Genomic DNA, 20,808 nt, shown 5'->3' with positions numbered 1-20,808 from the left:
TTTTTTTTAGTTTCAACATGAAATTCAACGAAATCATCACCATTTACAATATTTTTTACGAAAACATCTTTTAAATTAAGCAAATTATTGATAAAATTATTCCTAAGCACTTTATCAGATGCCTCCTTTCAAAATATTTTGTGGGTTAATTATATTTTAGCAAAGCTGGCATCTGAATAAAGTGCTTTTTTGTATTTAAAGAAAAAATGTTGAGGTTTATTTACCACCCCAACATTTATTATAGAACCGTATTATCTCTTTGAGAATTGTGGAGCCCTTCTTGCTTTCTTTAAACCATACTTCTTTCTTTCTACCATTCTTGGGTCTCTTGTTAAGAATCCTGCCTTCTTTAATACAGGTTTTAATTCTGGATCAGCTTGAACTAATGCTCTTGCTATACCATGTCTTATAGCACCTGCTTGGCCAGTAAATCCGCCACCATGAACATTTACAAGAACATCATATTTATTTAAATTTCCTGTTAATACTAGTGGTTGCTTTACTATAACCTTTAATGTTTCTAATCCACCAAAGTAATCATCTAAAGTTCTTTTATTTATAATTATGTTTCCTTCACCTGGAACCAATCTTACTCTAGCAACAGATGTCTTTCTTCTACCTGTTCCATAGTATTGAACTCTTTCCATCAGTATATCCTCCCCTCAGGCTCATTAATACTTAAGTTCAAGTACTTCTGGCTTTTGTGCTTCATGCTTATGAACTGGTCCTCTGTAAACCTTTAATTTCTTAAACATCTTTCTTCCTAGTCTGCCCTTTGGAAGCATTCTTCTAACTGCTTCTTCAATTGCAAGTTCTGGCTTTGTTTCAAGAAGTCTTCTGTAGGATATTTCCTTTAATCCACCTGGATATAATGAGTGATGTCTGTACATCTTTTGATCTAATTTCTTTCCTGTTAAAGCAACCTTTTCTGCATTTATAACTATTACGTAATCTCCGCAGTCAACGTGTGGTGTATATATTGGTTTGTGCTTTCCTCTTAATATTGCAGCTATTTGGCTAGCAAGTCTACCTAATGTCTTATCAGTAGCATCAACTACATACCACTTTCTTTGGATTTCTTCCTTTTTTGCCATGTAAGTTTTCATCGCTTTCCCTCCCTAATTTAATCCTATATATTTATCTTAAAGGATCCGGGGCTAGTGGTCCTTTTTTGGCGCATAATCACACTATTTTATTTTAATACAACTATCCCGGCGTGTCAATAGTATACCTTCTCTAAACATAAACCTTGCGCTGGCGCTGTAGGACCTGCTTTACTTCTATCTTTACTTTTAATGATTAAAGGAATATCTTCCGCTCTTATCTTTCCTTTTCCAACTTCTATTAAAGTTCCTGCTATTATTCTAACCATGTTATATAAAAAACCATTTGCTTCTATCTCAAACCTTATAATGTCTCCATCTTTTGTAAAATCTAATTTTCTTATGGTTCTAATACTGGTCTTTACAGAACTTCCAGTACTTTTAAAAGCACTAAAATCATGTTCACCTAAAAAATACTTAGATGCTTTAACCATAGCTTCAAAATCTAAAGGCTGAGGTACATGTGCAGAAAAATTTCTCAAAAGTGGAGATGCAATCCTTCTATTTAATATAGTATAACTATATTTTTTTCCTATACTGTTATACCTCGAATGAAAATCCATAGGAACCTCACAGGATTCAATTATTGCAATATCCTGTGGCAAAATGCTATTTAAAGCATAACAAATTTTGTCTGAAGGTATTGTAGTATTAGTATAAAAATTGGCTACTTGTCCTCTTGCATGAACCCCTGCATCAGTTCTACTTGAACCTATAAGCTCAACTTGTTCCTTTGTCAATTTCTCAATAGCTTTTTCTATTACTTCTTGAATTGATATTCCATTTTTTTGTCTTTGCCACCCACAATATCTTGTTCCATCATACTCAATAACCAACTTTATGTTTCTCATCTACCATCGCCTACTCATTATACAAATTATTGAAAATACAATAAAAAACAAAATAGCAATGTAATCCCTAGAAGTTACTTTTAACTGTTTTAATCTAGTTCTATTTTCTCCACCTCTATAACACCTTGCCTCCATAGCAAGAGCAAGATCATCAGCTCTTCTAAAGGCACTTATAAAAAGAGGAACTAAAACAGGAACCAAGCTTTTAGCTTTTTTAATTATTCCTCCTGTTTCAAAGTCTGCTCCCCTTGCCATTTGAGCCTTCATTATTTTATCCGTTTCATCTAATAAAGTAGGAATAAATCTTAATGCAATAGTCATCATCATAGCAAGCTCATGGGCAGGAACCCCTACCCTTTTAAAAGGATTTAAAAGCCTTTCAATTCCATCAGTAAGTAATATAGGTGAAGTGGTTAATGTAAGTATAGAAGTTCCAACTATTAATAATATTAGTCTTAAAGACATAAAGGCTGCAAGGTCAAGACCTTTATCAGTAAAAGGAATAAAATTAAATAGCTTATATACAACTTTTCCTGGAGTTAAAGTTGCATTTAACAAAGCTGTAAAAAGTATAAGCCAAATTACACCTTTTATCCCATTAAACAAATACTTTATAGGTATTTTTGCTGCTAATATCACTAAAAAGGTAAAAATCATTATAACTAAATAGCCATAATAATTATTTACTAGAAAAATTAACACTATATATAAAAACGACAATAATATCTTTACCCTTGGGTCAAGCTTGTGAACAAAAGAATCGCCAGGAAGATATTGTCCAATAGTAATATCTTTGATCATATTTTTCTCTCCTTAAATAGCCTTAATATCTCCTTTTTGGCCTCATCTACCGTTATTATTCCATCCTCCACTTCAAATCCAAGCTTTTTCAATCTAATAAAAAGCTGAGTAACTTGAGGAACAGAAAGCCCTACTCTCTCAAGTATTTCAATTTTTTTAAAAACTTCCTTAGGAGGACCATCTATTACAACTTTTCCTTTATCTAATACAATAATTCTATTTGCAAGCTCAGCTACTTCTTCCATGCTGTGGGAAACCATTATTATCGTCATTTTATATTCCTTATGCATTCTCTTTATCTGATTTAATATATCCTCTCGCCCTTTAGGATCTAATCCTGCTGTTGGTTCATCCAATACTAAAACCTTAGGCTCCATCGCCAAAACTCCTGCAATAGCCACTCTTCTTTTTTGTCCCCCACTAAGCTCAAAGGGAGATTTATCTTTGTATTTTTCATAATCAAGCCCTACTATTTCCATAGCTTTTTTTACTCTTCTTTCTATCTCAGCTTCATCTAATCCCAAATTTCGAGGACCAAAGGATATATCCTTGAAAATTGTTTCTTCAAAAAGTTGATGTTCAGGATATTGAAATACTATCCCTACTTTTTGCCTTATATTTTTTAAATTAACACCCTTTTCATTAATACATATACCATCTACATATACTTTTCCTGACGTTGGTTTTAAAAGTCCATTAAGCTGTTGAATCAATGTTGACTTGCCAGAACCTGTATGTCCTATAAGGGCTACAAATTCTCCATCTTTAATTTCTAAATTTATATTATCAAGGGCCCTTTTCTCAAAGGGAGTATTAGGCATATAAATATAAGTTAAACCTTCGATTTTAATTGACATAAAGCATCCACCATCTCTTCTATATTTAAAATATCTTCCCTTATATTTAGCCCTTCCTTTTTTAGCTCATGGGCAAGCTGCATCATTTGAGGAATATCCAATCCTAGTTGTTTTAATAAACTCACATTTTTAAATACTTCCCTCGGCGTTCCATCTAAAACAACTTTCCCATCCGACATAACTATAACTCTATCTGCTTCAACCGCTTCCTCCATAAAGTGAGTAATTAAAACTATGGTTATACCTTCTTTATTTAATCTTTTTATAGTTTCCATCACTTCTTTTCTTCCAGAAGGATCAAGCATAGCAGTAGGTTCATCTAAAACAATACAGGATGGTTTCATTGCTAAAACTCCAGCTATTGCAACCCTTTGCTTTTGACCTCCTGATAACAAATGAGGTCCATGTTTAGCATATTCAAACATATCTACAGCTTTTAGCGCCTCATCTACCCTTTTTCTTATATCCTCTGGTGGAACACCTAAATTTTCTGGTCCAAAAGCTACATCCTCTTCTACAATGGTTGCAACTATCTGATTGTCGGGATTTTGAAAAACCATTCCTACGTTTTTTCTAACATCCCACACTTTATCTTGATCTTTTGTATTTATCCCTAAAACAATAATATCTCCTTCATCAGGAACAAGTATTGCATTAAAATGTTTAGCTAAGGTTGACTTTCCAGAACCATTATGGCCTATTATAGCAATAAATTCCCCTTTTCTTATTTCAATATCTATACCATTAAGAGCTATCCTCTTTTTTTCTTCATCATAATCCTTCTTATAATAAAAATAAACGTTTCGTGCTTTTATTATTTCCATAAGAAAAACACCTTCTTTTGTAAATTAAGAAAAAAGGGATTAAGTATAAAAATACTTAACTTAATCCCTTTTAACTTACACAAGCTCTATTATAACCATTGGTGCTGAGTCTCCTCTTCTTGGACCAAGCTTTAATATTCTTGTATATCCACCATTTCTTCCTTCATATCTCTTAGCTATATCGTTGAATAGCTTTCTAACAACTTCTTCTTCTCTTATATATGCAAGAACTTGTCTTCTTGCATGTAGATCTCCTCTTTTTGCAAGAGTGATCATTTTCTCAGCAATGCTTCTAAGTTCTTTAGCTTTTGCTTCAGTTGTTATTATTCTGCCGTCCTCTGATTTAAAGAAGCTTGTAACTAAGTTTCTTAACATTGCAACTCTATGATCAGTAGGACGACCTAATTTACGGTGTCCCATGTACTTTGCCACTTTCTATCCCTCCTACTCCTCTGACTTCTTTAAACTAAATCCTAATGATTCTAATTTTTGTTGAACTTCCTCTAAAGATTTTTTACCAAGGTTTCTAACCCTCATTAAGTCTTCTTCAGTTTTTTGAACTAAATCTCCAACTGTATTAATTCCTGCTCTCTTTAAGCAATTAAACGCCCTTTGTGATAAGTCTAACTCTTCAATTGTCATTTCTAAAAGCTTATCCTTCTTTTCTTCTTCCTTATCTATAAGAACTTCCACATCATCTACATTATCAGTTAATGATAAGAATATCTTAAAATGTTCTATTAATAACTTAGCTGAAAGGCTTATGGCATCATCAGGAGATAGTGTCCCATTAGTCCAAAGTTCAAGAGTAAGCTTATCATAATCTGTTCTTTGACCTACACGAGTATTTTCAACAATATAATTTACTCTCTTTATAGGAGTATAAATTGAGTCCACTGGAATAATACCTATTGTATGGGATTGCTCCTTGTTCTTTTCTGCTGGAACATATCCTCTTCCTTGATTTATTGTCATTTCTATATAGAGCCTTCCACCTTCACTTAATGTTGCTATGTGATGATCTTTGTTTACAATTTCAATGGAACCATCACACTTTATATCTTTGCCAGTAACAACGCATGGACCTACTGCATCTATAATTGCTGTTTTTGGGAATTCACCCTCTGCCTTTATAGCAAGCCCCTTTATATTAAGTATTATCTCAACCACATCTTCTTTAACATTAGGAATAGTTGAGAATTCATGCAATACACCATCTATTTTAACAGAAGTCACGGCTGCGCCTGGCAATGAAGAAAGAAGAACTCTTCTCATTGCATTGCCAAGCGTAGTTCCATAACCTCTTTCAAGGGGCTCTATAACAAACTTAGCATAATTATTAACGTCATCACGTTCAACACATTCAACTTTTGGTTTTTCAATATCAAACATTTAACTAACCCTCCTTCAAGAAGCTTTAACACCGAGGGCAACTGATTCTATTATCAATTAGCTATTACTTGCTGTAAAGCTCAACTATTAATGTTTCATTTACAGGTATATCTATGTCTTCTCTTTGTGGTAATGCTATTACTTGTCCTTCCATCTTTTCCTTATCAACAGTTAACCACTTTGGAACTGTTGTTGCAACTTCCTTTAATGATTTGAATAATTCTAATTCCCTGCTCTTTTCTTTTACCGCTATAACATCATTAACTTTTACTTGATATGATGGAATGTTAACCTTTTTACCGTTAACTGTAAAGTGACCGTGTCTTACAAGTTGTCTTGCTTCTGCTCTTGATCTTGCAAATCCTAATCTATATACTACATTGTCAAGTCTCATTTCAAGAAGTCTTAAGAGATTTTCACCAGTGATACCTTTTTGTCTTTCAGCTTCTTCATAGTATCTTCTAAATTGTGCCTCTAATACACCATAAATTCTCTTTGCTTTTTGCTTTTCTCTTAATTGCATACCATAGTTAGTAAGCTTCTTCTTATTATGACCATGTTGGCCTGGAGCGTATGGTCTTCTAACTAAAGCACATTTATCTGAATAGCATCTATCTCCCTTAAGATATAACTTAACTCCTTCTCTTCTACATAATTTGCAGGATGGTCCTGTATATCTAGCCATTTAATTACACCTCCTATAATCAGACTCTTCTTCTCTTTGGTGGTCTACATCCGTTATGTGGAATTGGAGTTACATCCTTTATAAGGCTAACTTCAAGTCCTGCAGCCTGTAAAGCTCTTATTGCAGCTTCTCTACCTGCTCCTGGTCCTTTTACATAAACTTCAACAGTCTTCATTCCATGTTCAATTGCTGCCTTTGCTGCAGTTTCAGCAGCCATTTGCGCAGCAAATGGAGTACTCTTTCTTGAACCCCTAAATCCAAGTGAACCAGCACTTGACCAAGCTATAGCATTTCCATTTAAATCTGTTATAGTAACAATTGTATTGTTAAATGTTGATTTGATGTGAGCAGCACCACGTTCAACATTTTTACGTTCTTTTCTCTTTCTTACCTTCTTGCTCTTAGCCTGTGCCATTCAACGTCCCTCCTTTATTATTTACCAGCTTTTTTCTTGCCACCAATAGTTCTTCTTGGTCCTTTTCTTGTTCTAGCATTTGTTCTTGTTCTTTGTCCTCTAACTGGCAATCCTCTCTTATGTCTTAATCCTCTATAGCAACCTATTTCCATTAATCTCTTAATGTTTAAGGCGATTTCTCTTCTTAAATCTCCTTCAACTGTATAGTTCTTATCTATGTGTTCTCTAAGTTTTGCAACTTCTTCCTCTGTAAGATCCTTAACCCTTGTATCTGGATTTATTCCTGTAGCTTGCAAAATCTTATTTGCACTTGATCTTCCTATACCATAGATGTAAGTTAATGCTATTTCTATACGTTTTTCTCTTGGCAAGTCAACACCAGCAATTCTAGCCATTGTATTTTTACACCTCCTATAGACTAATTAAAAACTTTATATTAAACACCAGCCTTCGGTGCAGCCGCGTTCAAATTAACCTTGCTTTTGTTTATGCTTTGGATTTTCACAAATAACCATTATTCTTCCATGTCTTTTTATAACTTTGCACTTTTCACAAATTGGTTTAACTGATGGTCTAACCTTCATGGCTATCCCTCCTTATTTTCCTCTCCAAATTATTCTTCCACGACTTAAATCATAAGGTGAAATTTCAACTGTTACTTTATCACCTGGTAAAATTTTTATAAAGTTCATTCTAAGCTTCCCAGAAATATGAGCTAGTATAACATGCCCATTTTCTAATTCTACCTTAAACATAGCATTTGGTAAAGCCTCAATAACAGTTCCTTGTAATTCAATAACATCATCTTTTGCCATAAGGTGGATGCACCTCCTTACAATAACCCCATTGACTGCAGTGCCTTCCTTAAATCTGCATCCTTTATTTTTTTGTTATTTAATAAAGCTTCTTGTATATCCTTTGCATACCAATCATGGAATACAAGATGTTTTATCTTTTTTTTCTTTGGTTTTTCTATTTTTCTTAAATCTCCATCTGCAATAAGGACATAATTTTCATCAACTATACCAACAACTATAAAGTATCTTCCCTTATCTCTTCCTGCCCTGGAATGAACTATTTGTCCAAGGGCAATTCCTTCCATATAATCCACCTCTATTTTATATTATTGTCAATATTTCTGGACCATTTTCAAGAATAGCCACAGTATTTTCATAATGAGCCGATAATTTTCTATCTGCAGTAACAACTGTCCATCCATCATCAAGCTCAATTACAGCAAAAGTTCCTAAATTAACCATCGGTTCTATTGCCAACACCATGCCAGCAGCCAACTTAGGACCTCTCCCGGGCTTTCCAAAGTTAGGAACAGGAGGCTCCTCATGAAGTTGTTTTCCTATGCCATGACCAACATAATCCCTAACCACAGAAAAACCATTATCTTCAACATACTTTTGTATAGCATGGGAAATATCCCCTATCCTATTTCCTACAATAGCATATTTCAATCCTTCAAAAAAGCTTTGCTGTGTAACCTCTATGAGCCTTTCTGCTTCCTTTGAAATTTTTCCTACTGGGAAAGTCCTTGCTGCATCGCTATGAAAACCATCCAATAAAACTCCGCAGTCAATGCTTATTATATCGCCTTCTTGCAAAACTCTATCACTTGGTATTCCATGAACCACTTGTTCATTGATAGAGGTGCATAGGCTTGCAGGAAAACCGTAATATCCCTTAAAGGAAGGCTTTGCTCCACAAGATACAATAAATTCCTCTGCAATTCTATCAAGTTCTTTAGTCGTCACTCCTGGTTTTACATGCTTTTCAAGAAGTAGCAGAAGCTCTGCAACAATTCTACCTGCTTTTTTCATTTTTTCTATTTCACTTTTTGATTTTAGATATATCATTTAGATTCTCTCCCTAAAATAACACAGATATCTTCAAAAACTTTTTCAATATCCTGTGAACCATCCACGTTCTTAAGTAACCCTTTTTTAGCATAGTATTCTATTATAGGTTGAGTTTGTTCTTTATAAACCTTCAAACGCTGATTTACAGTTTCTATAGTATCATCTGCTCTTTGAACTAATTGTGATGAACAAAAATCACAAATTCCTTCTACTTTTGGGGGGGTAGTTTCTACATTAAAACTTGCTCCACAGTTTGGGCAAACTCTTCGTCCAGTTAATCTTTTTATTAAAAGATCCTCTGGAACATCAATGTTAATTGCTGCATCAAGTTTTAGATCTTTACTCTTTAAATATTCATCCAAAGCTTCTGCCTGTGCCACATTTCTTGGGAAACCATCTAGTAAAAAGCCATTAGCACAATCTTCTTGTTCAAGCCTTTTTAGACAAATCTCTATAGTTAAACTATCTGGAACTAACTGACCACTATCAAGATATTGCTTTGCTTTTAACCCTAATTCAGTTTTTTCTGCAATATTTTTTCTAAATATATCTCCTGTTGATATATGAGGTATTGAAAAAGCTGATACTATCTTTTTTGCTTGAGTACCCTTTCCCGCACCAGGCGGTCCAAGCAAAACTATTCTCATTTATATACCTCCAAACTAAATTATTTAAGGAAACCTTCGTAATGCCTCATTGATAACTGTGCTGTAAGCTGTTTATTTATTTCTATAGCTACGCCTACAACTATTAACAGAGCTGTTCCTCCAAACTGTATATTCCCTAAATGTGTAACATGTTGCAATACTATAGGCAATACTGCAACTAATGATGCAAAAAATCCACCAATAATTGTCATTCTATTTAATATTCTTGTTAAATACTCTTCAGTTGGTTTTCCAGGCCTTATACCTGGAACAAAAGCACCGCTTTTTTGTAAGTTTTGAGCAACTTCATCTGGTTTAAAAGTAACTGAAGTATAGAACCATGTAAAGAATATTATAAGAAATATATAAACTATAGGATAAACCCATCCTTTAGGACTTAAAAAGCCTGTATTAAATAACACATAAACAGGATGAGTAGGATCTAAAAATAACTGAGTCATTATTTGAGGAAATTGAAGAACAGATATAGCAAAGATTATGGCAATAACCCCTGCTGAATTTAAATTTATTGGAATATGTGTGCTTTGCCCACCATAAGTTCTAAGCCCAACTTTTCTTTGAGCATATTGAACGGGGATTCTCCTCTCCCCAAGGTCCATAGCAACAACTCCGCCTATTACTAAAATTGCAAAAGCTATGAATAACACAACTTCTATAATATTTGCTGAACCACCTTTTATAGCAACTGCAATTGAATAACCCATTGTAGGTATCCTTGCTAATATTCCCGAAAAAATTATCATAGATGAACCATTTCCTATACCATACTCTGTAATCTTTTCACCTAGCCACATAACGAAAGTGGTTCCTGCTGTAAGGGTTAAAACTATCAATAAAATTTGTCCTAAAGAATCCTTTAAAAGAGCCCCATTATTTCTTAAATACAAAGCTATGCTAAGCGCCTGAATTAATGCAAATACAACTGTTCCATATCTTGTATATTCTGCAATCTTTTTTCTTCCTTCTTCTCCTTGTTTTGAAAGTTCTTCAAGCTTTGGTATTGCTATAACAAGTAAGCTAAAAATAATTGAAGAATTTATATAAGGAACTATACCAAGAGCAAATATACTAAATTCTTTAAAGGCTCCTCCAGAAATTATGTCTAAAAATCCAAAAAGAAGCCCTTGATCAACTAGAGACTTTAATTGATTAATATCAATGCCAGGCACGGGAATAAAAACTCCCGCCCTGTATACCATAAGTAACAAAATTGTCACTAAAATTCTTTTTCTTAAATCCGGAATGCTAAAAGCATTACGTAAGGTTTTTAACATTATTAAATCACCTCTATTTTACCTCCAGCAGCCTCTATCTTCTTAACAGCTGACGCGCTGAACTTATGAGCCTTTACTGTTAATGCCTTCTTTAATTCTCCGTTTCCAAGAACCTTTACGCCATCCATTAACTTTCTTATTATTCTATTTTCAAGAAGTAACTCTGGAGTTACAACTGTTCCTTCTTCAAATCTATTTAAATCTTCAACGTTAACTATAGCATATTCCTTTGCAAATATGTTTGTAAATCCTCTCTTTGGAATTCTTCTGTGAAGTGGCATTTGACCGCCTTCAAATCCTGGTCTTACTCCGCCACCTGATCTTGCCTTTTGACCTTTTTGACCTCTACCTGCAGTCTTTCCTTGACCAGTTGCAGTACCTCTACCCTTTCTCTTTGGCTCCTTTCTTGTTCCGGGAGCTGGTCTTAACTCATGTAGCTTCATTTAAAGCACCTCCCTCGTATTATACTTCTTCTACCTTTAGCATGTATTTTACTTTATTTACCATACCTCTTATTTGAGGAGTATCTTCATGCTCAACAGTTTTTCCAATCTTTGTTAAGCCGAGGGCTCTTACTGTAGCTCTATGGTCGGGCTTTTTGCCAATTGTGCTTCTAACAAGAGTAATTCTTAGCTTACCCACGGTCTTTCCCTCCTAACCTAAAATCTCTTCTACTGTCTTACCTCTTAGCCTTGCTATTTCTTCTGGAGTCTTAAGCTTCATTAATGCATCTATTGTAGCATTAACAACGTTTCTTGGGTTGTTTGAACCAAGTGACTTTGCTCTAACGTCCTTTATACCAGCAAGCTCAAGAACTGCACGAACTGCACCACCAGCAATAATACCTGTTCCTTCTGGAGCTGGCATTATAAGAACCTTAGATGCTCCAAAATCTCCAACCATTTCGTGTGGTATTGTAGTTCCGTATCTTGCAACCTTTATAAGATGCTTTTTAGCATCTTCTATTGCTTTTCTTATTGCATCTGGAACTTCAGCCGCCTTTCCTGTTCCAACGCCTACATATCCATCTTCATTTCCAACAACAACTAAAGCGCTAAATCTGAAGTTTCTACCACCTTTAACAACCTTAGCAACTCTATTTATATAAACAACTTTTTCTTTAAGCCCTTTGATCTTGCTTGGATCTATTCTCATCTATTTCCCTCCTTCTCCATTAGAAGTCAAGGCCTGCTTCTCTAGCGCCTTCAGCAAGTTCTTTTACTCTTCCATGATAAATATATCCGCCTCTATCAAAAACAACCTTAGTAATTCCTTTTTCTAATGCTCTCTTTGCAATAAGTCTTCCAACTTCTCTTGCAGCTTCTTTATTGCTTCCTACTTTAATCTTATCTCTTAGTTCTTTATCTAAAGTTGAAGCTGCAACTAAAGTAACCCCAAGCTCATCATTTATAATTTGTGCATACATATGCTTTTCGCTTCTATATACATTTAATCTTGGACGTTCAGCTGTTCCAAAAACTTTTTTACGAACTCTTAAATGTCTTTTCTTTCTTTGTTCGTTTCTGGATGGCTTAGTAATCATCAAACCTCACTCCTTTCTATTACTTCTTACCAGTCTTTCCTTCCTTACGTCTTATAACTTCATCTATATATTTAATACCTTTTCCTTTATATGGTTCTGGTTCTCTTACGCTTCTAATTCTTGCTGCAACTTGACCAACTAATTCTTTATCAATACCTTTTACAACTATTTGGTTTGCAGCTGGAACTTCAAATTCAATGCCTTCAACAGGTTCTATTTCAACTGGATGTGAATATCCAACGTTTAATACCAATTTCTTACCTTGCTTTGCCGCTCTATAACCTACACCAACAAGTTCTAAAGTCTTTTGGTATCCTTCAGTTACACCTATAACCATGTTTTTTATAAGAGATCTTGTAAGACCATGTAATGCCTTTGTTTCCTTTTCATCATCTGGTCTTGTAACTATTACTTTTCCATCTTCAACTGCTATATTAACCTTTTTGCTCATTTGCTTTGTCAAAGTTCCCTTTGGCCCTTTAACTGTTACTTCGTTGTTATCGCTTACAGTAACAGTTACGCCTTGAGGTATAACTACAGGAAGTCTACCTATTCTTGACATGACTGCACCTCCTATTCTTCAAAATTACCAAATGTAGCAGATAACTTCTCCACCTATTCCTTCTTTTCTTGCTTGTTTGTCAGTCATAATTCCTTTTGATGTTGAAAGAATTGCTATTCCAAGTCCTCCAAGAACTTTTGGAATGTTATCCTTTTGTGCATATACTCTTAAACCAGGCTTTGAAATTCTTCTTAAACCTGATATTACTCTTTCTTTATTTGGACCATATTTCATTATAAGTTTAAGCATTGGAACAGAACCATCTTGATATTCTTCTATTCCTGCTAAGTATCCTTCCTCAACCATTATTTCTGCAATTCTTTTCTTTATCTTTGAGGCTGGAACTTCTACATATTCGTGTTTTACTATATTTGCGTTTCTGATACGAGTTAGCATATCAGCAATTGGGTCAGTCATAACCATATTTTCTGGCCTCCTTTCAACTTATATATTACCAACTTGCCTTCTTGCAACCTGGGATTGCACCCTTGTAAGCCAATTCTCTAAAGCATATTCTGCAAACGCCGAACTTTCTAAGAACAGCGTGTGGTCTTCCGCATATTCTACATCTTGTATATGCTCTTGTTGAGAACTTTGGTTTTCTTTGCCACTTGGCAATCATTGCTTTACGTGCCACAAAACTCCCTCCTTTATTATTGAGCGAATGGCATTCCGAGTAATCTTAATAATTCTCTAGCTTCTTCATCTGTCTTTGCTGTAGTTACAAACACGATATCCATTCCTCTAACCTTTTCTACCTTATCATAATCAATTTCTGGGAATATCAATTGTTCTTTTATACCAAGAGTATAATTTCCTCTTCCGTCAAACGCCTTATTTGATACTCCTTTGAAGTCTCTAACTCTTGGAAGCGCAATGTTAAATAACTTATCAACGAATTCATACATTCTTGCGCCTCTTAAAGTTACCTTACATCCTATTGGCATACCTTCTCTTATCTTAAAGTTTGATATTGACTTCTTTGCTCTTGTAACAACTGCTTTTTGTCCAGCTATAAGAGTAAGATCATTTACTGCAGCTTCTAAAAGCTTTGGATTATCCTTTGCATCACCAACACCCATGTTTATAACAACCTTTTCAAGTCTTGGAACTTCCATTATGCTTTTATATCCAAACTTTTCACGTAAAGCTGGAACTACTTCTTTTTCATATTTTTCCTTAAGTCTTGGAACCATTTAGTTAACCTCCTTTCAAGGTTTAGAATGTCTCATTGCAATGTTTGCAAACTCTAACCTTTGATCCGTCTTCTAAGAATTTATGAGCTATTCTTGTTGGCTTATTGCACTTTGTGCAGTAAAGCATAACATTTGAAGCATGTATTGGAGCTTCTTGCTTTATAATTCCACCTTGTCTGTTTGCCATGCTTGGTTTTACGTGCTTAGTAACTATATTAACTCCTTTAACTATTACTCTATTCTTTTGAGGAAATACCTTTAATACTTCACCTGTTTTTCCTTTATCCTTGCCAGTTATTACAAGAACTGTATCTCCTCTTTTTACATGAACCTTAGGCATTCAGGCCACCTCCCTTTATAGTACCTCTGGTGCAAGTGAAATGATCTTTGTAAATTCCTTGTCCCTTAATTCTCTTGCTACAGGTCCGAAAATTCTTGTTCCCCTTGGTGTCTTGTCATCTTTAATTATAACTGCTGCATTTTCGTCAAATCTTATATAAGTTCCATCTGGTCTTCTCAAACCTTTTACTGATCTTACTACAACAGCTTTAACAACGTCTCCTTTTTTTACAACACCTCCGGGTGTTGCACTTTTAACGCTAGCTACTATTACATCTCCAATGTTAGCATACTTTCTATTTGAACCGCCAAGAACCCTTATACACATTATTTCCTTAGCGCCTGTATTGTCAGCAACCTTTAATCTTGTTTGTGGTTGAATCATAGGTTAAACCTCCTTTCAGAGAAATTATTTTGCTCTTTCGATTATTTCAACAAGTCTCCATCTCTTTTCCTTGCTAAGAGGTCTTGTTTCCATTATCTTAACAATGTCACCAATCTTAGCTTCATTGTGTTCATCATGTGCCTTAAACTTAGTAGTTCTTTTTACAGTCTTTCCGTAAAGTGGATGACGAACAAGTCTTTCAACAGCAACTACTATAGTTTTATCCATTTTATCTGAAACTACTTTTCCTATTCTAACCTTTCTAAGTCCTCTTTCCACAGGCTATACCTCCCTTCATTATCTGCCCATAGCCTTAAGCTCTTTTTCTCTCATTATTGTCTTAAGCTGTGCTATTGACTTTTTAACTTCCCTAATTCTCATTGGGTTTTCAAGCTGACCAGTTGCATGTTGGAATCTTAAGTTGAAAAGCTCAGCCTTTAATTCTGTTATTTTCTTTTGGATTTCTTCAGCAGTTGCTTCTCTCATTGCCTTTAATTCATTAGCCTTCATTTACATCACCACCCATCTCAAAGTCACGTTTTGTTACAAACTTTGATTTAATAGGAAGCTTATGGGATGCAAGTCTCATTGCTTCTCTTGCTACTTCTTCGCTAACTCCGCTTAATTCGAACATAACTCTTCCTGGTTTAACTACTGCTACCCAGTATTCTGGAGAACCTTTACCTGAACCCATACGTGTTTCAGCTGGCTTTCTTGTAACTGGCTTATCTGGGAATATCTTTATCCAAAGTTTTCCGCCTCTTTTTACGTATCTGTTTATAGCAATTCTTGCCGCTTCAATTTGATTGCTTGTAATCCAACCTGGTTCAGTTGCAACCAAACCGTATTCGCCGTAAGCAAGAGTATTACCTCTTGTAGCTTTACCCTTCATTCTTCCACGTTGAACCTTACGATGCTTTACCCTCTTTGGCATTAACATATCCAATTCCTCCTTCCTGATCACATTTATTTGTTAGCAGCTTCTGTTGTTTCTGTAGCTTGTGGCTTTCTCTTTCCAAGAACTTCTCCTTTGTATATCCAAACCTTAACTCCTATCTTACCATAAGTAGTAAGCGCTTCTGCAAAACCGTAGTCTATATCTGCCCTTAAAGTTTGAAGTGGAATAGTTCCTTCATGATATCCTTCAGTTCTTGCCATTTCAGCACCGCCAAGTCTTCCTGAAACAGCTGTCTTAATACCCTTTATACCAAATCTCATTGCTCTTGAGATAGCTTGCTTCATAGCTTTTCTGAAGGATACTCTCTTTTCAATTTGAGCTGCTATATTTTCAGCAACAAGTTGAGCATCTATTTCTGGATTCTTAATTTCTACTATGTTTATAATTATGTTCTTTCCAGTCATCTTTTCAAGTTGTGCCTTTAATTCTTCTACTCCTTGACCACCTTTACCGATAACCATACCTGGCTTTGCTGTATGAATATTGATTCTAACCTTATTTGCTGTTCTTTCTATAACTATCCTTGAAATACCAGCCTGATAGTATTTATTCTTTATATACTTTCTTATTTTGTAATCCTCAATTAAAAGATCAGCAAAATGTTTATCATCAGCATACCATTTTGAATCCCAATCCTTTATTATACCTACTCTTAATCCATGTGGATTTACTTTTTGACCCACGCGATGACCCTCCTTCCGATTATGCCCTTTCCTTTAATACCACTGTTATGTGGCTTGTTCTTTTCTTTATTTCAAATGCTCTACCTTGAGCATGTGGTTGGTATCTTTTTAATGTTGGTCCTTGATTTGCATAAATTTCAGCAATATAAAGCTTTGATACATCCATACCATGATTGTTTTCAGCATTCGCCATAGCTGATCTTAAAAGCTTTTCAACTATTGGAGCTGCTGCTCTTGGAGTAAGCCTTAATATTGATAAAGCTTCTCCTACATCTTTTCCTCTTATTAAGTCAATTACAACCTTAACTTTCCTTGGTGATATTCTGACATATCTTGCATGGGCTTTAGCTACTTTTGCCTCCATCGAAGCACCCTCCCTTCATTACTTCTTAACCTTTGATGACTTTTCTGTATCATCATGTCCTCTAAATGTTCTTGTTGGAGCAAATTCACCTAACTTATGTCCAACCATATCCTCAGTTATATAAACTGGAACATGCTTTCTTCCATCATAAACAGCTATTGTGTGTCCTACCATTTGTGGAAGTATTGTTGATCTTCTTGACCAAGTCTTTATAACTTTCTTTTCTCCTGTTTTATTCATTTCCAAAATTTTCTTTAATAAATGATCGTCACAGAAAGGTCCTTTCTTTAATGATCTACCCAACTTTGTTTCCTCCCTTCTAGGTTATTTAGGAAGCAGAGCATATAAGGCAAGCCTTATATTTCTGCTCCCTTAAATTACTTTCTTCTCTTAACAATAAACTTATCTGAATACTTCTTCTTCTTTCTTGTCTTGTATCCAAGAGTTGGTTTACCCCATGGAGTAAGTGGTCCTGGATGACCGATTGGAGCCTTACCTTCACCACCACCGTGTGGATGGTCAACTGGGTTCATCGCTGAACCTCTTACTGTTGGTCTTATACCCATGTGTCTCTTTCTACCTGCTTTACCTATTCTAACAAGTTCATGGCTTAAATTACCAACTATACCTATTGTAGCTCTACAATCAAGTCTTACAAGTCTTATTTCACCGGATGGAAGTCTAACGTGAGCATAATCTCCTTCTTTTGCAAGAAGTTGTGCTGAAGCACCAGCTGCTCTTGCTAATTGTCCACCTTTTCCTGGATATAGCTCAATATTATGAATAAATGTACCTACTGGTATATTTCTAAGTGGAAGAGCATTACCTACTTTAATATCTACGTTTTCTCCTGACATTACAACGTCGCCAACTTTTAATTCATTTGGAGCAATTATATATCTCTTTTCACCATCTGCGTAAGTTAATAAAGCTATAAATGCTGTTCTATTTGGATCGTATTCTATTGCAGTAACCTTTGCTGGTATATTGTCCTTATCTCTCTTAAAGTCTATAATTCTGTATTTTATCTTATATCCGCCACCTCTATGACGAACTGTGATTCTACCTTGATTATTTCTACCTGAGTGCTTTTTCAAAGTAATAACAAGTGACTTCTCAGGTTCTTTCTTAGTTATTTCTGAATAATCAAGAACTGACATATTTCTTCTACCTGGAGAAGTTGGCTTATATACTTTGATTCCCATTCTCTTTCCCTCCTTCATCTCGCTTATCTGGCATCAAGCCAATAACGCTTATTTTATTAAGCTCCAAATCCTTCAAAGAATTCTATTGCCTTGCTATCTTCAGTTAACTTAACAATAGCCTTTTTATAATCTGGCTTCTTACCAAAGCTTAATCCTACTCTTTTTCTCTTTCCTTGGTAATTCATTGTTTTTACTGATTCAACCTTAACACCAAATATTTCTTCAACTGCTCTCTTTATCATTGACTTATTCGCATCAGGATGCACGAGGAAAGTGTATTGTCTTAAAGCCATTTGATTCATTGTTTTTTCAGTTATTATTGGTCTTATTATGATATCATAATTTGTAAGCTTCATTATGCATACACCTCCTCGATTAACCTTACTGCATCCTGAGTTACTATAAACTTGTCATACTTTAATATATCATAAACGTTTAAGTTGTTAACTGGTAATACATGCGCATTTTCAATATTTCTTACTGACTTGTAGATTATTTCGTCTGATTCCTTAACAACTATCAATGTCTTATCTGCATTAAACTTTTTAAGCATTTCAACTATTGTCTTTGTCTTTGGAGCTTCTAAAGTTAACTTATCAAGAACTATTATTTGATTTTCAGCAACCTTTGATGAAAGAGCTGACTTTAATGCCACTCTCTTAAGCTTCTTTGGTAGCTTGTAGCTGTAATCCCTTGGTTTTGGTGCAAATACAACTCCACCATGTCTCCATTGTGGTGCTCTTATAGAACCTTGTCTTGCTCTACCTGTTCCCTTTTGTCTCCATGGCTTTCTTCCACCACCGGAAACTTCTCCTCTTGTTAATGCTGATTGAGTTCCTTGTCTTCTATTTGCAAGGATATTTACAACAACCTGATGCATTGCTTCCTTGTTTATAGGAGCACCAAATACTGCATCAGAAAGCTCTATTTCACCAACTTTTTCAGCATTCATATTAAATAAATCCACCTTAGGCATCCTACATCCTCCTTTCCTTTGCATTATGCCTTCTTAGCAGCCTTAACAGAGTCTCTTATTATTACAAGACCCTTCTTTGGACCTGGAACAGCACCTTTTACAAGTATAATATTCTTTTCTGGATAAACCTTAACAACTTCAAGATTTAATACTGTTACCCTTTCTGCTCCCATGTGTCCTGGCATTTTCTTACCCTTGAATGTTCTTGCTGGGAAAGTTGATGCACCCATTGAACCAACTCTTCTATGATACTTTGAACCGTGGGACATTGGTCCTCTTTGAGCATTCCATCTCTTTATAACACCTTGGAAACCTTTACCCTTTGATGTTCCAGTTACGTCTACTCTTTCACCTTCAGCAAATATATCGACTCTAATTTCGCTTCCTACTTCATATTGGCTTACATCATCAAGTCTTAATTCTTTTAAGAATCTCTTTGGAGTTACATTTGCCTTTGCAAAATGTCCTCTTAATGGTTTGTTAACAAGTTTTTCTCTTATATCTTCAAAACCAACTTGTATAGCATTGTATCCGTCTGTTTCAACTGTCTTCTTTTGAACTACTACACATGGACCTGCTTGAATAACTGTTACTGGAATGACCTTGCCGTCTTCTGTAAATATTTGAGTCATTCCTAACTTTCTTCCTAGTATACCCTTTTTCATTTTGGCACCTCCTTAAATATTAGCGGAATGCATTACGCATTCATAATATTAGAGCTTTATTTCAATATCAACACCAGCTGGTAAATCCAATCTCATAAGAGCATCAACAGTTTTTTGAGTTGGATTTAATATATCTATAAGTCTTTTATGAGTTCTGATTTCAAACTGTTCTCTTGAGTCTTTATACTTATGAACAGCTCTTAAGATTGTTATTACATCTCTTTCAGTTGGTAGTGGAACTGGTCCTGATACTGAAGCTCCTGTTTTCTTTGCTGTTTCTACTATTTTTTGAGCTGATGAATCTAGTAGATTATGATCGAAAGCCTTAAGCTTAATTCTTATTTTTTGCTTTGCCATTTTCTTACCCTCCTTTTCATCGCACGCTTTGTTTATTAACGCACGACAACGGTAGCTTAACACACATATCCGGGTGTATCACTTTGTTGTCCATACTTCACTACCTTTGTCGCCCGATTCTTGATCAGACATACTCAGCAAGAATTCCCCGAAAATACGGCAACCTCTTGCTTCATCGCAATTTCATATTACAACTCTTATATTTTACAATATTATTTCTAAATTGACAAGACCTTTCTTTATATTTTTTATAAATTTTAAGGGTAACCCCTAATACTACATTTTTCACCTCAAATCGTTTAAAGCCCACACTTAATAACATATACCATATTATTGCGATATAGTCAACTTCTTATTGTAAATTCATAAAAAAGGCGACGGAAGGCCGTCGCCTTTTTATTATTCAATAATCTTAGAAACAACGCCAGCGCCTACTGTTCTTCCACCTTCTCTTATAGCAAATCTTAATCCTTCTTCCATTGCTATTGGTGTTATAAGTTCTACTTCCATTGTTACGTGGTCGCCTGGCATGCACATTTCTACGCCTTCTGGTAACTTAATTGTTCCTGTAACGTCTGTTGTTCTGAAATAGAATTGTGGTCTGTATCCGTTGAAGAATGGAGTATGTCTTCCTCCTTCTTCCTTCTTTAATACGTATACCTGTCCTTCAAATTTCTTGTGTGGGTTTACTGTTCCTGGCTTCGCAAGAACTTGACCTCTTTCTATTTCATCTCTGTTAATTCCTCTTAATAATGCTCCTATGTTGTCTCCTGCTTCTGCTACATCAAGAACCTTTCTGAACATTTCTACTCCTGTTACTACTGTCTTCTTCTTTTC

General features: G+C 35.1%; 39 protein-coding genes. All 39 read right to left on the bottom strand.

Annotated features, from left to right (window positions below):
- Window positions 1-251: 251 nt before the first annotated feature.
- Window positions 252-647, bottom strand: a complete 396-nt coding sequence (gene rpsI / locus C4R78_RS08325) for a 30S ribosomal protein S9 (RefSeq protein WP_103896607.1) — start codon at window positions 645-647, stop codon at window positions 252-254.
- Window positions 648-671: 24 nt separating this feature from the next.
- Window positions 672-1,106, bottom strand: a complete 435-nt coding sequence (gene rplM, locus C4R78_RS08320; RefSeq protein WP_103896606.1) for a 50S ribosomal protein L13 — start codon at window positions 1,104-1,106, stop codon at window positions 672-674.
- Window positions 1,107-1,219: 113 nt separating this feature from the next.
- The gene (gene truA / locus C4R78_RS08315; protein WP_103896605.1) at window positions 1,220-1,954 is read right to left on the bottom strand and encodes a tRNA pseudouridine(38-40) synthase TruA; all 735 of its coding nucleotides are present in this window, start codon (window positions 1,952-1,954) and stop codon (window positions 1,220-1,222) included.
- Entirely contained in the window at window positions 1,955-2,755 is an 801-nt protein-coding gene (locus tag C4R78_RS08310; protein ID WP_103896604.1) for an energy-coupling factor transporter transmembrane component T family protein, read from the bottom strand.
- Window positions 2,752-3,612: an energy-coupling factor transporter ATPase gene (locus C4R78_RS08305; RefSeq protein ID WP_103896603.1), complete on the bottom strand. Its 861-nt coding sequence runs from the start codon at window positions 3,610-3,612 to the stop codon at window positions 2,752-2,754. Before C4R78_RS08305 ends, C4R78_RS08310 begins: the two co-directional genes overlap by 4 nt.
- Window positions 3,588-4,436, bottom strand: a complete 849-nt coding sequence (locus C4R78_RS08300; RefSeq protein ID WP_103896602.1) for an energy-coupling factor transporter ATPase — start codon at window positions 4,434-4,436, stop codon at window positions 3,588-3,590. The genes C4R78_RS08305 and C4R78_RS08300 overlap by 25 nt, the downstream gene beginning before the upstream one ends.
- A 75-nt stretch (window positions 4,437-4,511) precedes the next feature.
- Window positions 4,512-4,856, bottom strand: coding sequence for a 50S ribosomal protein L17 (gene rplQ, locus C4R78_RS08295; protein WP_103896608.1), 345 nt, complete (start codon window positions 4,854-4,856; stop codon window positions 4,512-4,514).
- 24 nt (window positions 4,857-4,880) lie between these two features.
- A complete protein-coding gene (locus C4R78_RS08290; RefSeq protein WP_103896601.1) occupies window positions 4,881-5,828 on the bottom strand; it encodes a DNA-directed RNA polymerase subunit alpha in 948 nt (315 codons plus the stop codon).
- A 64-nt stretch (window positions 5,829-5,892) separates the two neighbouring features.
- Window positions 5,893-6,513 carry a 30S ribosomal protein S4 gene (rpsD, locus tag C4R78_RS08285; protein ID WP_103896600.1) on the bottom strand — a complete coding sequence of 207 codons (621 nt, stop codon included), beginning with the start codon at window positions 6,511-6,513 and terminating at the stop codon, window positions 5,893-5,895.
- A gap of 19 nt (window positions 6,514-6,532) precedes the next feature.
- On the bottom strand, window positions 6,533-6,928 hold the full coding sequence (gene rpsK, locus C4R78_RS08280; RefSeq protein WP_103896599.1) for a 30S ribosomal protein S11: 396 nt from the start codon (window positions 6,926-6,928) through the stop codon (window positions 6,533-6,535).
- A gap of 17 nt (window positions 6,929-6,945) precedes the next feature.
- Window positions 6,946-7,323 carry a 30S ribosomal protein S13 gene (gene rpsM / locus C4R78_RS08275; RefSeq protein ID WP_103896598.1) on the bottom strand — a complete coding sequence of 126 codons (378 nt, stop codon included), beginning with the start codon at window positions 7,321-7,323 and terminating at the stop codon, window positions 6,946-6,948.
- Window positions 7,324-7,398: 75 nt separating this feature from the next.
- The gene (rpmJ, locus tag C4R78_RS08270; protein WP_008908556.1) at window positions 7,399-7,512 is read right to left on the bottom strand and encodes a 50S ribosomal protein L36; all 114 of its coding nucleotides are present in this window, start codon (window positions 7,510-7,512) and stop codon (window positions 7,399-7,401) included.
- A gap of 12 nt (window positions 7,513-7,524) precedes the next feature.
- Window positions 7,525-7,743 (bottom strand): translation initiation factor IF-1, encoded by a 219-nt coding sequence (gene infA / locus C4R78_RS08265; protein WP_103896597.1) that lies wholly within the window; start codon window positions 7,741-7,743, stop codon window positions 7,525-7,527.
- 17 nt (window positions 7,744-7,760) lie between these two features.
- Window positions 7,761-8,030: a KOW domain-containing RNA-binding protein gene (locus C4R78_RS08260; RefSeq protein WP_103896596.1), complete on the bottom strand. Its 270-nt coding sequence runs from the start codon at window positions 8,028-8,030 to the stop codon at window positions 7,761-7,763.
- A 16-nt stretch (window positions 8,031-8,046) separates the two neighbouring features.
- Window positions 8,047-8,793 carry a type I methionyl aminopeptidase gene (map, locus tag C4R78_RS08255; RefSeq protein WP_103896595.1) on the bottom strand — a complete coding sequence of 249 codons (747 nt, stop codon included), beginning with the start codon at window positions 8,791-8,793 and terminating at the stop codon, window positions 8,047-8,049.
- On the bottom strand, window positions 8,790-9,443 hold the full coding sequence (locus C4R78_RS08250) for an adenylate kinase (RefSeq protein WP_103896594.1): 654 nt from the start codon (window positions 9,441-9,443) through the stop codon (window positions 8,790-8,792). Before C4R78_RS08250 ends, map begins: the two co-directional genes overlap by 4 nt.
- A 20-nt stretch (window positions 9,444-9,463) precedes the next feature.
- Window positions 9,464-10,738: a preprotein translocase subunit SecY gene (gene secY / locus C4R78_RS08245; RefSeq protein WP_103896593.1), complete on the bottom strand. Its 1,275-nt coding sequence runs from the start codon at window positions 10,736-10,738 to the stop codon at window positions 9,464-9,466.
- A gap of 2 nt (window positions 10,739-10,740) precedes the next feature.
- A complete protein-coding gene (gene rplO / locus C4R78_RS08240; RefSeq protein WP_103896592.1) occupies window positions 10,741-11,181 on the bottom strand; it encodes a 50S ribosomal protein L15 in 441 nt (146 codons plus the stop codon).
- A gap of 19 nt (window positions 11,182-11,200) precedes the next feature.
- Window positions 11,201-11,380: a 50S ribosomal protein L30 gene (gene rpmD, locus C4R78_RS08235; protein ID WP_103896591.1), complete on the bottom strand. Its 180-nt coding sequence runs from the start codon at window positions 11,378-11,380 to the stop codon at window positions 11,201-11,203.
- A 12-nt stretch (window positions 11,381-11,392) separates the two neighbouring features.
- The gene (gene rpsE / locus C4R78_RS08230; RefSeq protein ID WP_103896590.1) at window positions 11,393-11,893 is read right to left on the bottom strand and encodes a 30S ribosomal protein S5; all 501 of its coding nucleotides are present in this window, start codon (window positions 11,891-11,893) and stop codon (window positions 11,393-11,395) included.
- A 19-nt stretch (window positions 11,894-11,912) separates the two neighbouring features.
- On the bottom strand, window positions 11,913-12,281 hold the full coding sequence (gene rplR, locus C4R78_RS08225) for a 50S ribosomal protein L18 (protein ID WP_103896589.1): 369 nt from the start codon (window positions 12,279-12,281) through the stop codon (window positions 11,913-11,915).
- Between the two features lie 19 nt (window positions 12,282-12,300).
- Window positions 12,301-12,843: a 50S ribosomal protein L6 gene (gene rplF, locus C4R78_RS08220; protein WP_103896588.1), complete on the bottom strand. Its 543-nt coding sequence runs from the start codon at window positions 12,841-12,843 to the stop codon at window positions 12,301-12,303.
- Window positions 12,844-12,867: 24 nt separating this feature from the next.
- The gene (gene rpsH, locus C4R78_RS08215; protein ID WP_103896587.1) at window positions 12,868-13,266 is read right to left on the bottom strand and encodes a 30S ribosomal protein S8; all 399 of its coding nucleotides are present in this window, start codon (window positions 13,264-13,266) and stop codon (window positions 12,868-12,870) included.
- A 28-nt stretch (window positions 13,267-13,294) separates the two neighbouring features.
- Window positions 13,295-13,480 (bottom strand): type Z 30S ribosomal protein S14, encoded by a 186-nt coding sequence (locus C4R78_RS08210; RefSeq protein WP_103896586.1) that lies wholly within the window; start codon window positions 13,478-13,480, stop codon window positions 13,295-13,297.
- A 16-nt stretch (window positions 13,481-13,496) separates the two neighbouring features.
- Window positions 13,497-14,039 (bottom strand): 50S ribosomal protein L5, encoded by a 543-nt coding sequence (gene rplE, locus C4R78_RS08205; protein ID WP_103896585.1) that lies wholly within the window; start codon window positions 14,037-14,039, stop codon window positions 13,497-13,499.
- A 22-nt stretch (window positions 14,040-14,061) separates the two neighbouring features.
- The gene (gene rplX / locus C4R78_RS08200; RefSeq protein ID WP_103896584.1) at window positions 14,062-14,379 is read right to left on the bottom strand and encodes a 50S ribosomal protein L24; all 318 of its coding nucleotides are present in this window, start codon (window positions 14,377-14,379) and stop codon (window positions 14,062-14,064) included.
- A 15-nt stretch (window positions 14,380-14,394) separates the two neighbouring features.
- Window positions 14,395-14,763 carry a 50S ribosomal protein L14 gene (gene rplN / locus C4R78_RS08195; protein ID WP_103896583.1) on the bottom strand — a complete coding sequence of 123 codons (369 nt, stop codon included), beginning with the start codon at window positions 14,761-14,763 and terminating at the stop codon, window positions 14,395-14,397.
- Window positions 14,764-14,787: 24 nt separating this feature from the next.
- Window positions 14,788-15,042 carry a 30S ribosomal protein S17 gene (gene rpsQ / locus C4R78_RS08190; protein WP_103896582.1) on the bottom strand — a complete coding sequence of 85 codons (255 nt, stop codon included), beginning with the start codon at window positions 15,040-15,042 and terminating at the stop codon, window positions 14,788-14,790.
- A gap of 18 nt (window positions 15,043-15,060) precedes the next feature.
- Window positions 15,061-15,273, bottom strand: coding sequence for a 50S ribosomal protein L29 (gene rpmC, locus C4R78_RS08185; RefSeq protein WP_103896581.1), 213 nt, complete (start codon window positions 15,271-15,273; stop codon window positions 15,061-15,063).
- On the bottom strand, window positions 15,263-15,703 hold the full coding sequence (gene rplP / locus C4R78_RS08180) for a 50S ribosomal protein L16 (protein ID WP_103896580.1): 441 nt from the start codon (window positions 15,701-15,703) through the stop codon (window positions 15,263-15,265). The genes rpmC and rplP overlap by 11 nt, the downstream gene beginning before the upstream one ends.
- 26 nt (window positions 15,704-15,729) lie before the next feature.
- A complete protein-coding gene (gene rpsC / locus C4R78_RS08175) occupies window positions 15,730-16,404 on the bottom strand; it encodes a 30S ribosomal protein S3 (RefSeq protein WP_103896579.1) in 675 nt (224 codons plus the stop codon).
- 19 nt (window positions 16,405-16,423) lie between these two features.
- A complete protein-coding gene (gene rplV / locus C4R78_RS08170) occupies window positions 16,424-16,768 on the bottom strand; it encodes a 50S ribosomal protein L22 (protein ID WP_103896578.1) in 345 nt (114 codons plus the stop codon).
- A gap of 18 nt (window positions 16,769-16,786) precedes the next feature.
- Window positions 16,787-17,071: a 30S ribosomal protein S19 gene (gene rpsS / locus C4R78_RS08165; RefSeq protein ID WP_103896577.1), complete on the bottom strand. Its 285-nt coding sequence runs from the start codon at window positions 17,069-17,071 to the stop codon at window positions 16,787-16,789.
- A 74-nt stretch (window positions 17,072-17,145) separates the two neighbouring features.
- Window positions 17,146-17,973: a 50S ribosomal protein L2 gene (rplB, locus tag C4R78_RS08160; RefSeq protein ID WP_103896576.1), complete on the bottom strand. Its 828-nt coding sequence runs from the start codon at window positions 17,971-17,973 to the stop codon at window positions 17,146-17,148.
- 56 nt (window positions 17,974-18,029) lie between these two features.
- Complete coding sequence (gene rplW, locus C4R78_RS08155; protein ID WP_103896575.1) at window positions 18,030-18,329, bottom strand: 50S ribosomal protein L23; 300 nt, start codon at window positions 18,327-18,329, stop codon at window positions 18,030-18,032.
- On the bottom strand, window positions 18,329-18,949 hold the full coding sequence (gene rplD / locus C4R78_RS08150) for a 50S ribosomal protein L4 (protein WP_103896574.1): 621 nt from the start codon (window positions 18,947-18,949) through the stop codon (window positions 18,329-18,331). Before rplD ends, rplW begins: the two co-directional genes overlap by 1 nt.
- Before the next feature lie 23 nt (window positions 18,950-18,972).
- Window positions 18,973-19,614, bottom strand: coding sequence for a 50S ribosomal protein L3 (gene rplC, locus C4R78_RS08145; protein ID WP_103896573.1), 642 nt, complete (start codon window positions 19,612-19,614; stop codon window positions 18,973-18,975).
- A gap of 48 nt (window positions 19,615-19,662) precedes the next feature.
- Window positions 19,663-19,971, bottom strand: coding sequence for a 30S ribosomal protein S10 (gene rpsJ / locus C4R78_RS08140; RefSeq protein WP_103896572.1), 309 nt, complete (start codon window positions 19,969-19,971; stop codon window positions 19,663-19,665).
- 399 nt (window positions 19,972-20,370) lie between these two features.
- A partial coding sequence (locus C4R78_RS08135; RefSeq protein ID WP_103896571.1) for an EF-Tu C-terminal domain-related protein occupies window positions 20,371-20,808 on the bottom strand: 438 nt, incomplete at its 5' end.

Origin of the sequence: Caloramator fervidus, from assembly GCF_900108045.1 — a bacterium.
GTDB classification, from domain to species: Bacteria; Bacillota; Clostridia; order Clostridiales; family Caloramatoraceae; genus Caloramator; species Caloramator fervidus.
The sequence above is the reverse complement of the archived record's forward strand: the minus strand, read 5'-3'. Positions and strand labels throughout refer to the sequence as shown.

Coding starts and splice junctions, on each gene's coding strand:
- rplD (WP_103896574.1), bottom strand. CDS start 18,949: ATGCCTAAGGTGGATTTATTTAATATGAATGCTGAAAAAGTTGGTGAA.
- rplO (WP_103896592.1), bottom strand. CDS start 11,181: ATGAAGCTACATGAGTTAAGACCAGCTCCCGGAACAAGAAAGGAGCCA.
- infA (WP_103896597.1), bottom strand. CDS start 7,743: ATGGCAAAAGATGATGTTATTGAATTACAAGGAACTGTTATTGAGGCT.
- C4R78_RS08305 (WP_103896603.1), bottom strand. CDS start 3,612: ATGTCAATTAAAATCGAAGGTTTAACTTATATTTATATGCCTAATACT.
- rplC (WP_103896573.1), bottom strand. CDS start 19,614: ATGAAAAAGGGTATACTAGGAAGAAAGTTAGGAATGACTCAAATATTT.
- C4R78_RS08310 (WP_103896604.1), bottom strand. CDS start 2,755: ATGATCAAAGATATTACTATTGGACAATATCTTCCTGGCGATTCTTTT.
- rplP (WP_103896580.1), bottom strand. CDS start 15,703: ATGTTAATGCCAAAGAGGGTAAAGCATCGTAAGGTTCAACGTGGAAGA.
- rplB (WP_103896576.1), bottom strand. CDS start 17,973: ATGGGAATCAAAGTATATAAGCCAACTTCTCCAGGTAGAAGAAATATG.
- rpsH (WP_103896587.1), bottom strand. CDS start 13,266: ATGGTTATGACTGACCCAATTGCTGATATGCTAACTCGTATCAGAAAC.
- rplX (WP_103896584.1), bottom strand. CDS start 14,379: ATGCCTAAGGTTCATGTAAAAAGAGGAGATACAGTTCTTGTAATAACT.
- rpsD (WP_103896600.1), bottom strand. CDS start 6,513: ATGGCTAGATATACAGGACCATCCTGCAAATTATGTAGAAGAGAAGGA.
- rpmC (WP_103896581.1), bottom strand. CDS start 15,273: ATGAAGGCTAATGAATTAAAGGCAATGAGAGAAGCAACTGCTGAAGAA.
- rpsI (WP_103896607.1), bottom strand. CDS start 647: ATGGAAAGAGTTCAATACTATGGAACAGGTAGAAGAAAGACATCTGTT.
- truA (WP_103896605.1), bottom strand. CDS start 1,954: ATGAGAAACATAAAGTTGGTTATTGAGTATGATGGAACAAGATATTGT.
- rpsK (WP_103896599.1), bottom strand. CDS start 6,928: ATGGCACAGGCTAAGAGCAAGAAGGTAAGAAAGAGAAAAGAACGTAAA.
- map (WP_103896595.1), bottom strand. CDS start 8,793: ATGATATATCTAAAATCAAAAAGTGAAATAGAAAAAATGAAAAAAGCA.
- C4R78_RS08250 (WP_103896594.1), bottom strand. CDS start 9,443: ATGAGAATAGTTTTGCTTGGACCGCCTGGTGCGGGAAAGGGTACTCAA.
- C4R78_RS08260 (WP_103896596.1), bottom strand. CDS start 8,030: ATGGAAGGAATTGCCCTTGGACAAATAGTTCATTCCAGGGCAGGAAGA.
- rpmJ (WP_008908556.1), bottom strand. CDS start 7,512: ATGAAGGTTAGACCATCAGTTAAACCAATTTGTGAAAAGTGCAAAGTT.
- secY (WP_103896593.1), bottom strand. CDS start 10,738: ATGTTAAAAACCTTACGTAATGCTTTTAGCATTCCGGATTTAAGAAAA.
- C4R78_RS08300 (WP_103896602.1), bottom strand. CDS start 4,436: ATGGAAATAATAAAAGCACGAAACGTTTATTTTTATTATAAGAAGGAT.
- C4R78_RS08290 (WP_103896601.1), bottom strand. CDS start 5,828: ATGTTTGATATTGAAAAACCAAAAGTTGAATGTGTTGAACGTGATGAC.
- rplN (WP_103896583.1), bottom strand. CDS start 14,763: ATGATTCAACCACAAACAAGATTAAAGGTTGCTGACAATACAGGCGCT.
- rpsJ (WP_103896572.1), bottom strand. CDS start 19,971: ATGGCAAAGCAAAAAATAAGAATTAAGCTTAAGGCTTTCGATCATAAT.
- rplF (WP_103896588.1), bottom strand. CDS start 12,843: ATGTCAAGAATAGGTAGACTTCCTGTAGTTATACCTCAAGGCGTAACT.
- rplR (WP_103896589.1), bottom strand. CDS start 12,281: ATGATTACTAAGCCATCCAGAAACGAACAAAGAAAGAAAAGACATTTA.
- rplM (WP_103896606.1), bottom strand. CDS start 1,106: ATGAAAACTTACATGGCAAAAAAGGAAGAAATCCAAAGAAAGTGGTAT.
- rplW (WP_103896575.1), bottom strand. CDS start 18,329: ATGAAGCTTACAAATTATGATATCATAATAAGACCAATAATAACTGAA.
- rpsM (WP_103896598.1), bottom strand. CDS start 7,323: ATGGCTAGAATTGCTGGTGTTGACTTGCCAAGAGAAAAACGTATAGAA.
- rplQ (WP_103896608.1), bottom strand. CDS start 4,856: ATGGGACACCGTAAATTAGGTCGTCCTACTGATCATAGAGTTGCAATG.
- rpsE (WP_103896590.1), bottom strand. CDS start 11,893: ATGAGAATAGATCCAAGCAAGATCAAAGGGCTTAAAGAAAAAGTTGTT.
- rplE (WP_103896585.1), bottom strand. CDS start 14,039: ATGGTTCCAAGACTTAAGGAAAAATATGAAAAAGAAGTAGTTCCAGCT.
- rplV (WP_103896578.1), bottom strand. CDS start 16,768: ATGGAGGCAAAAGTAGCTAAAGCCCATGCAAGATATGTCAGAATATCA.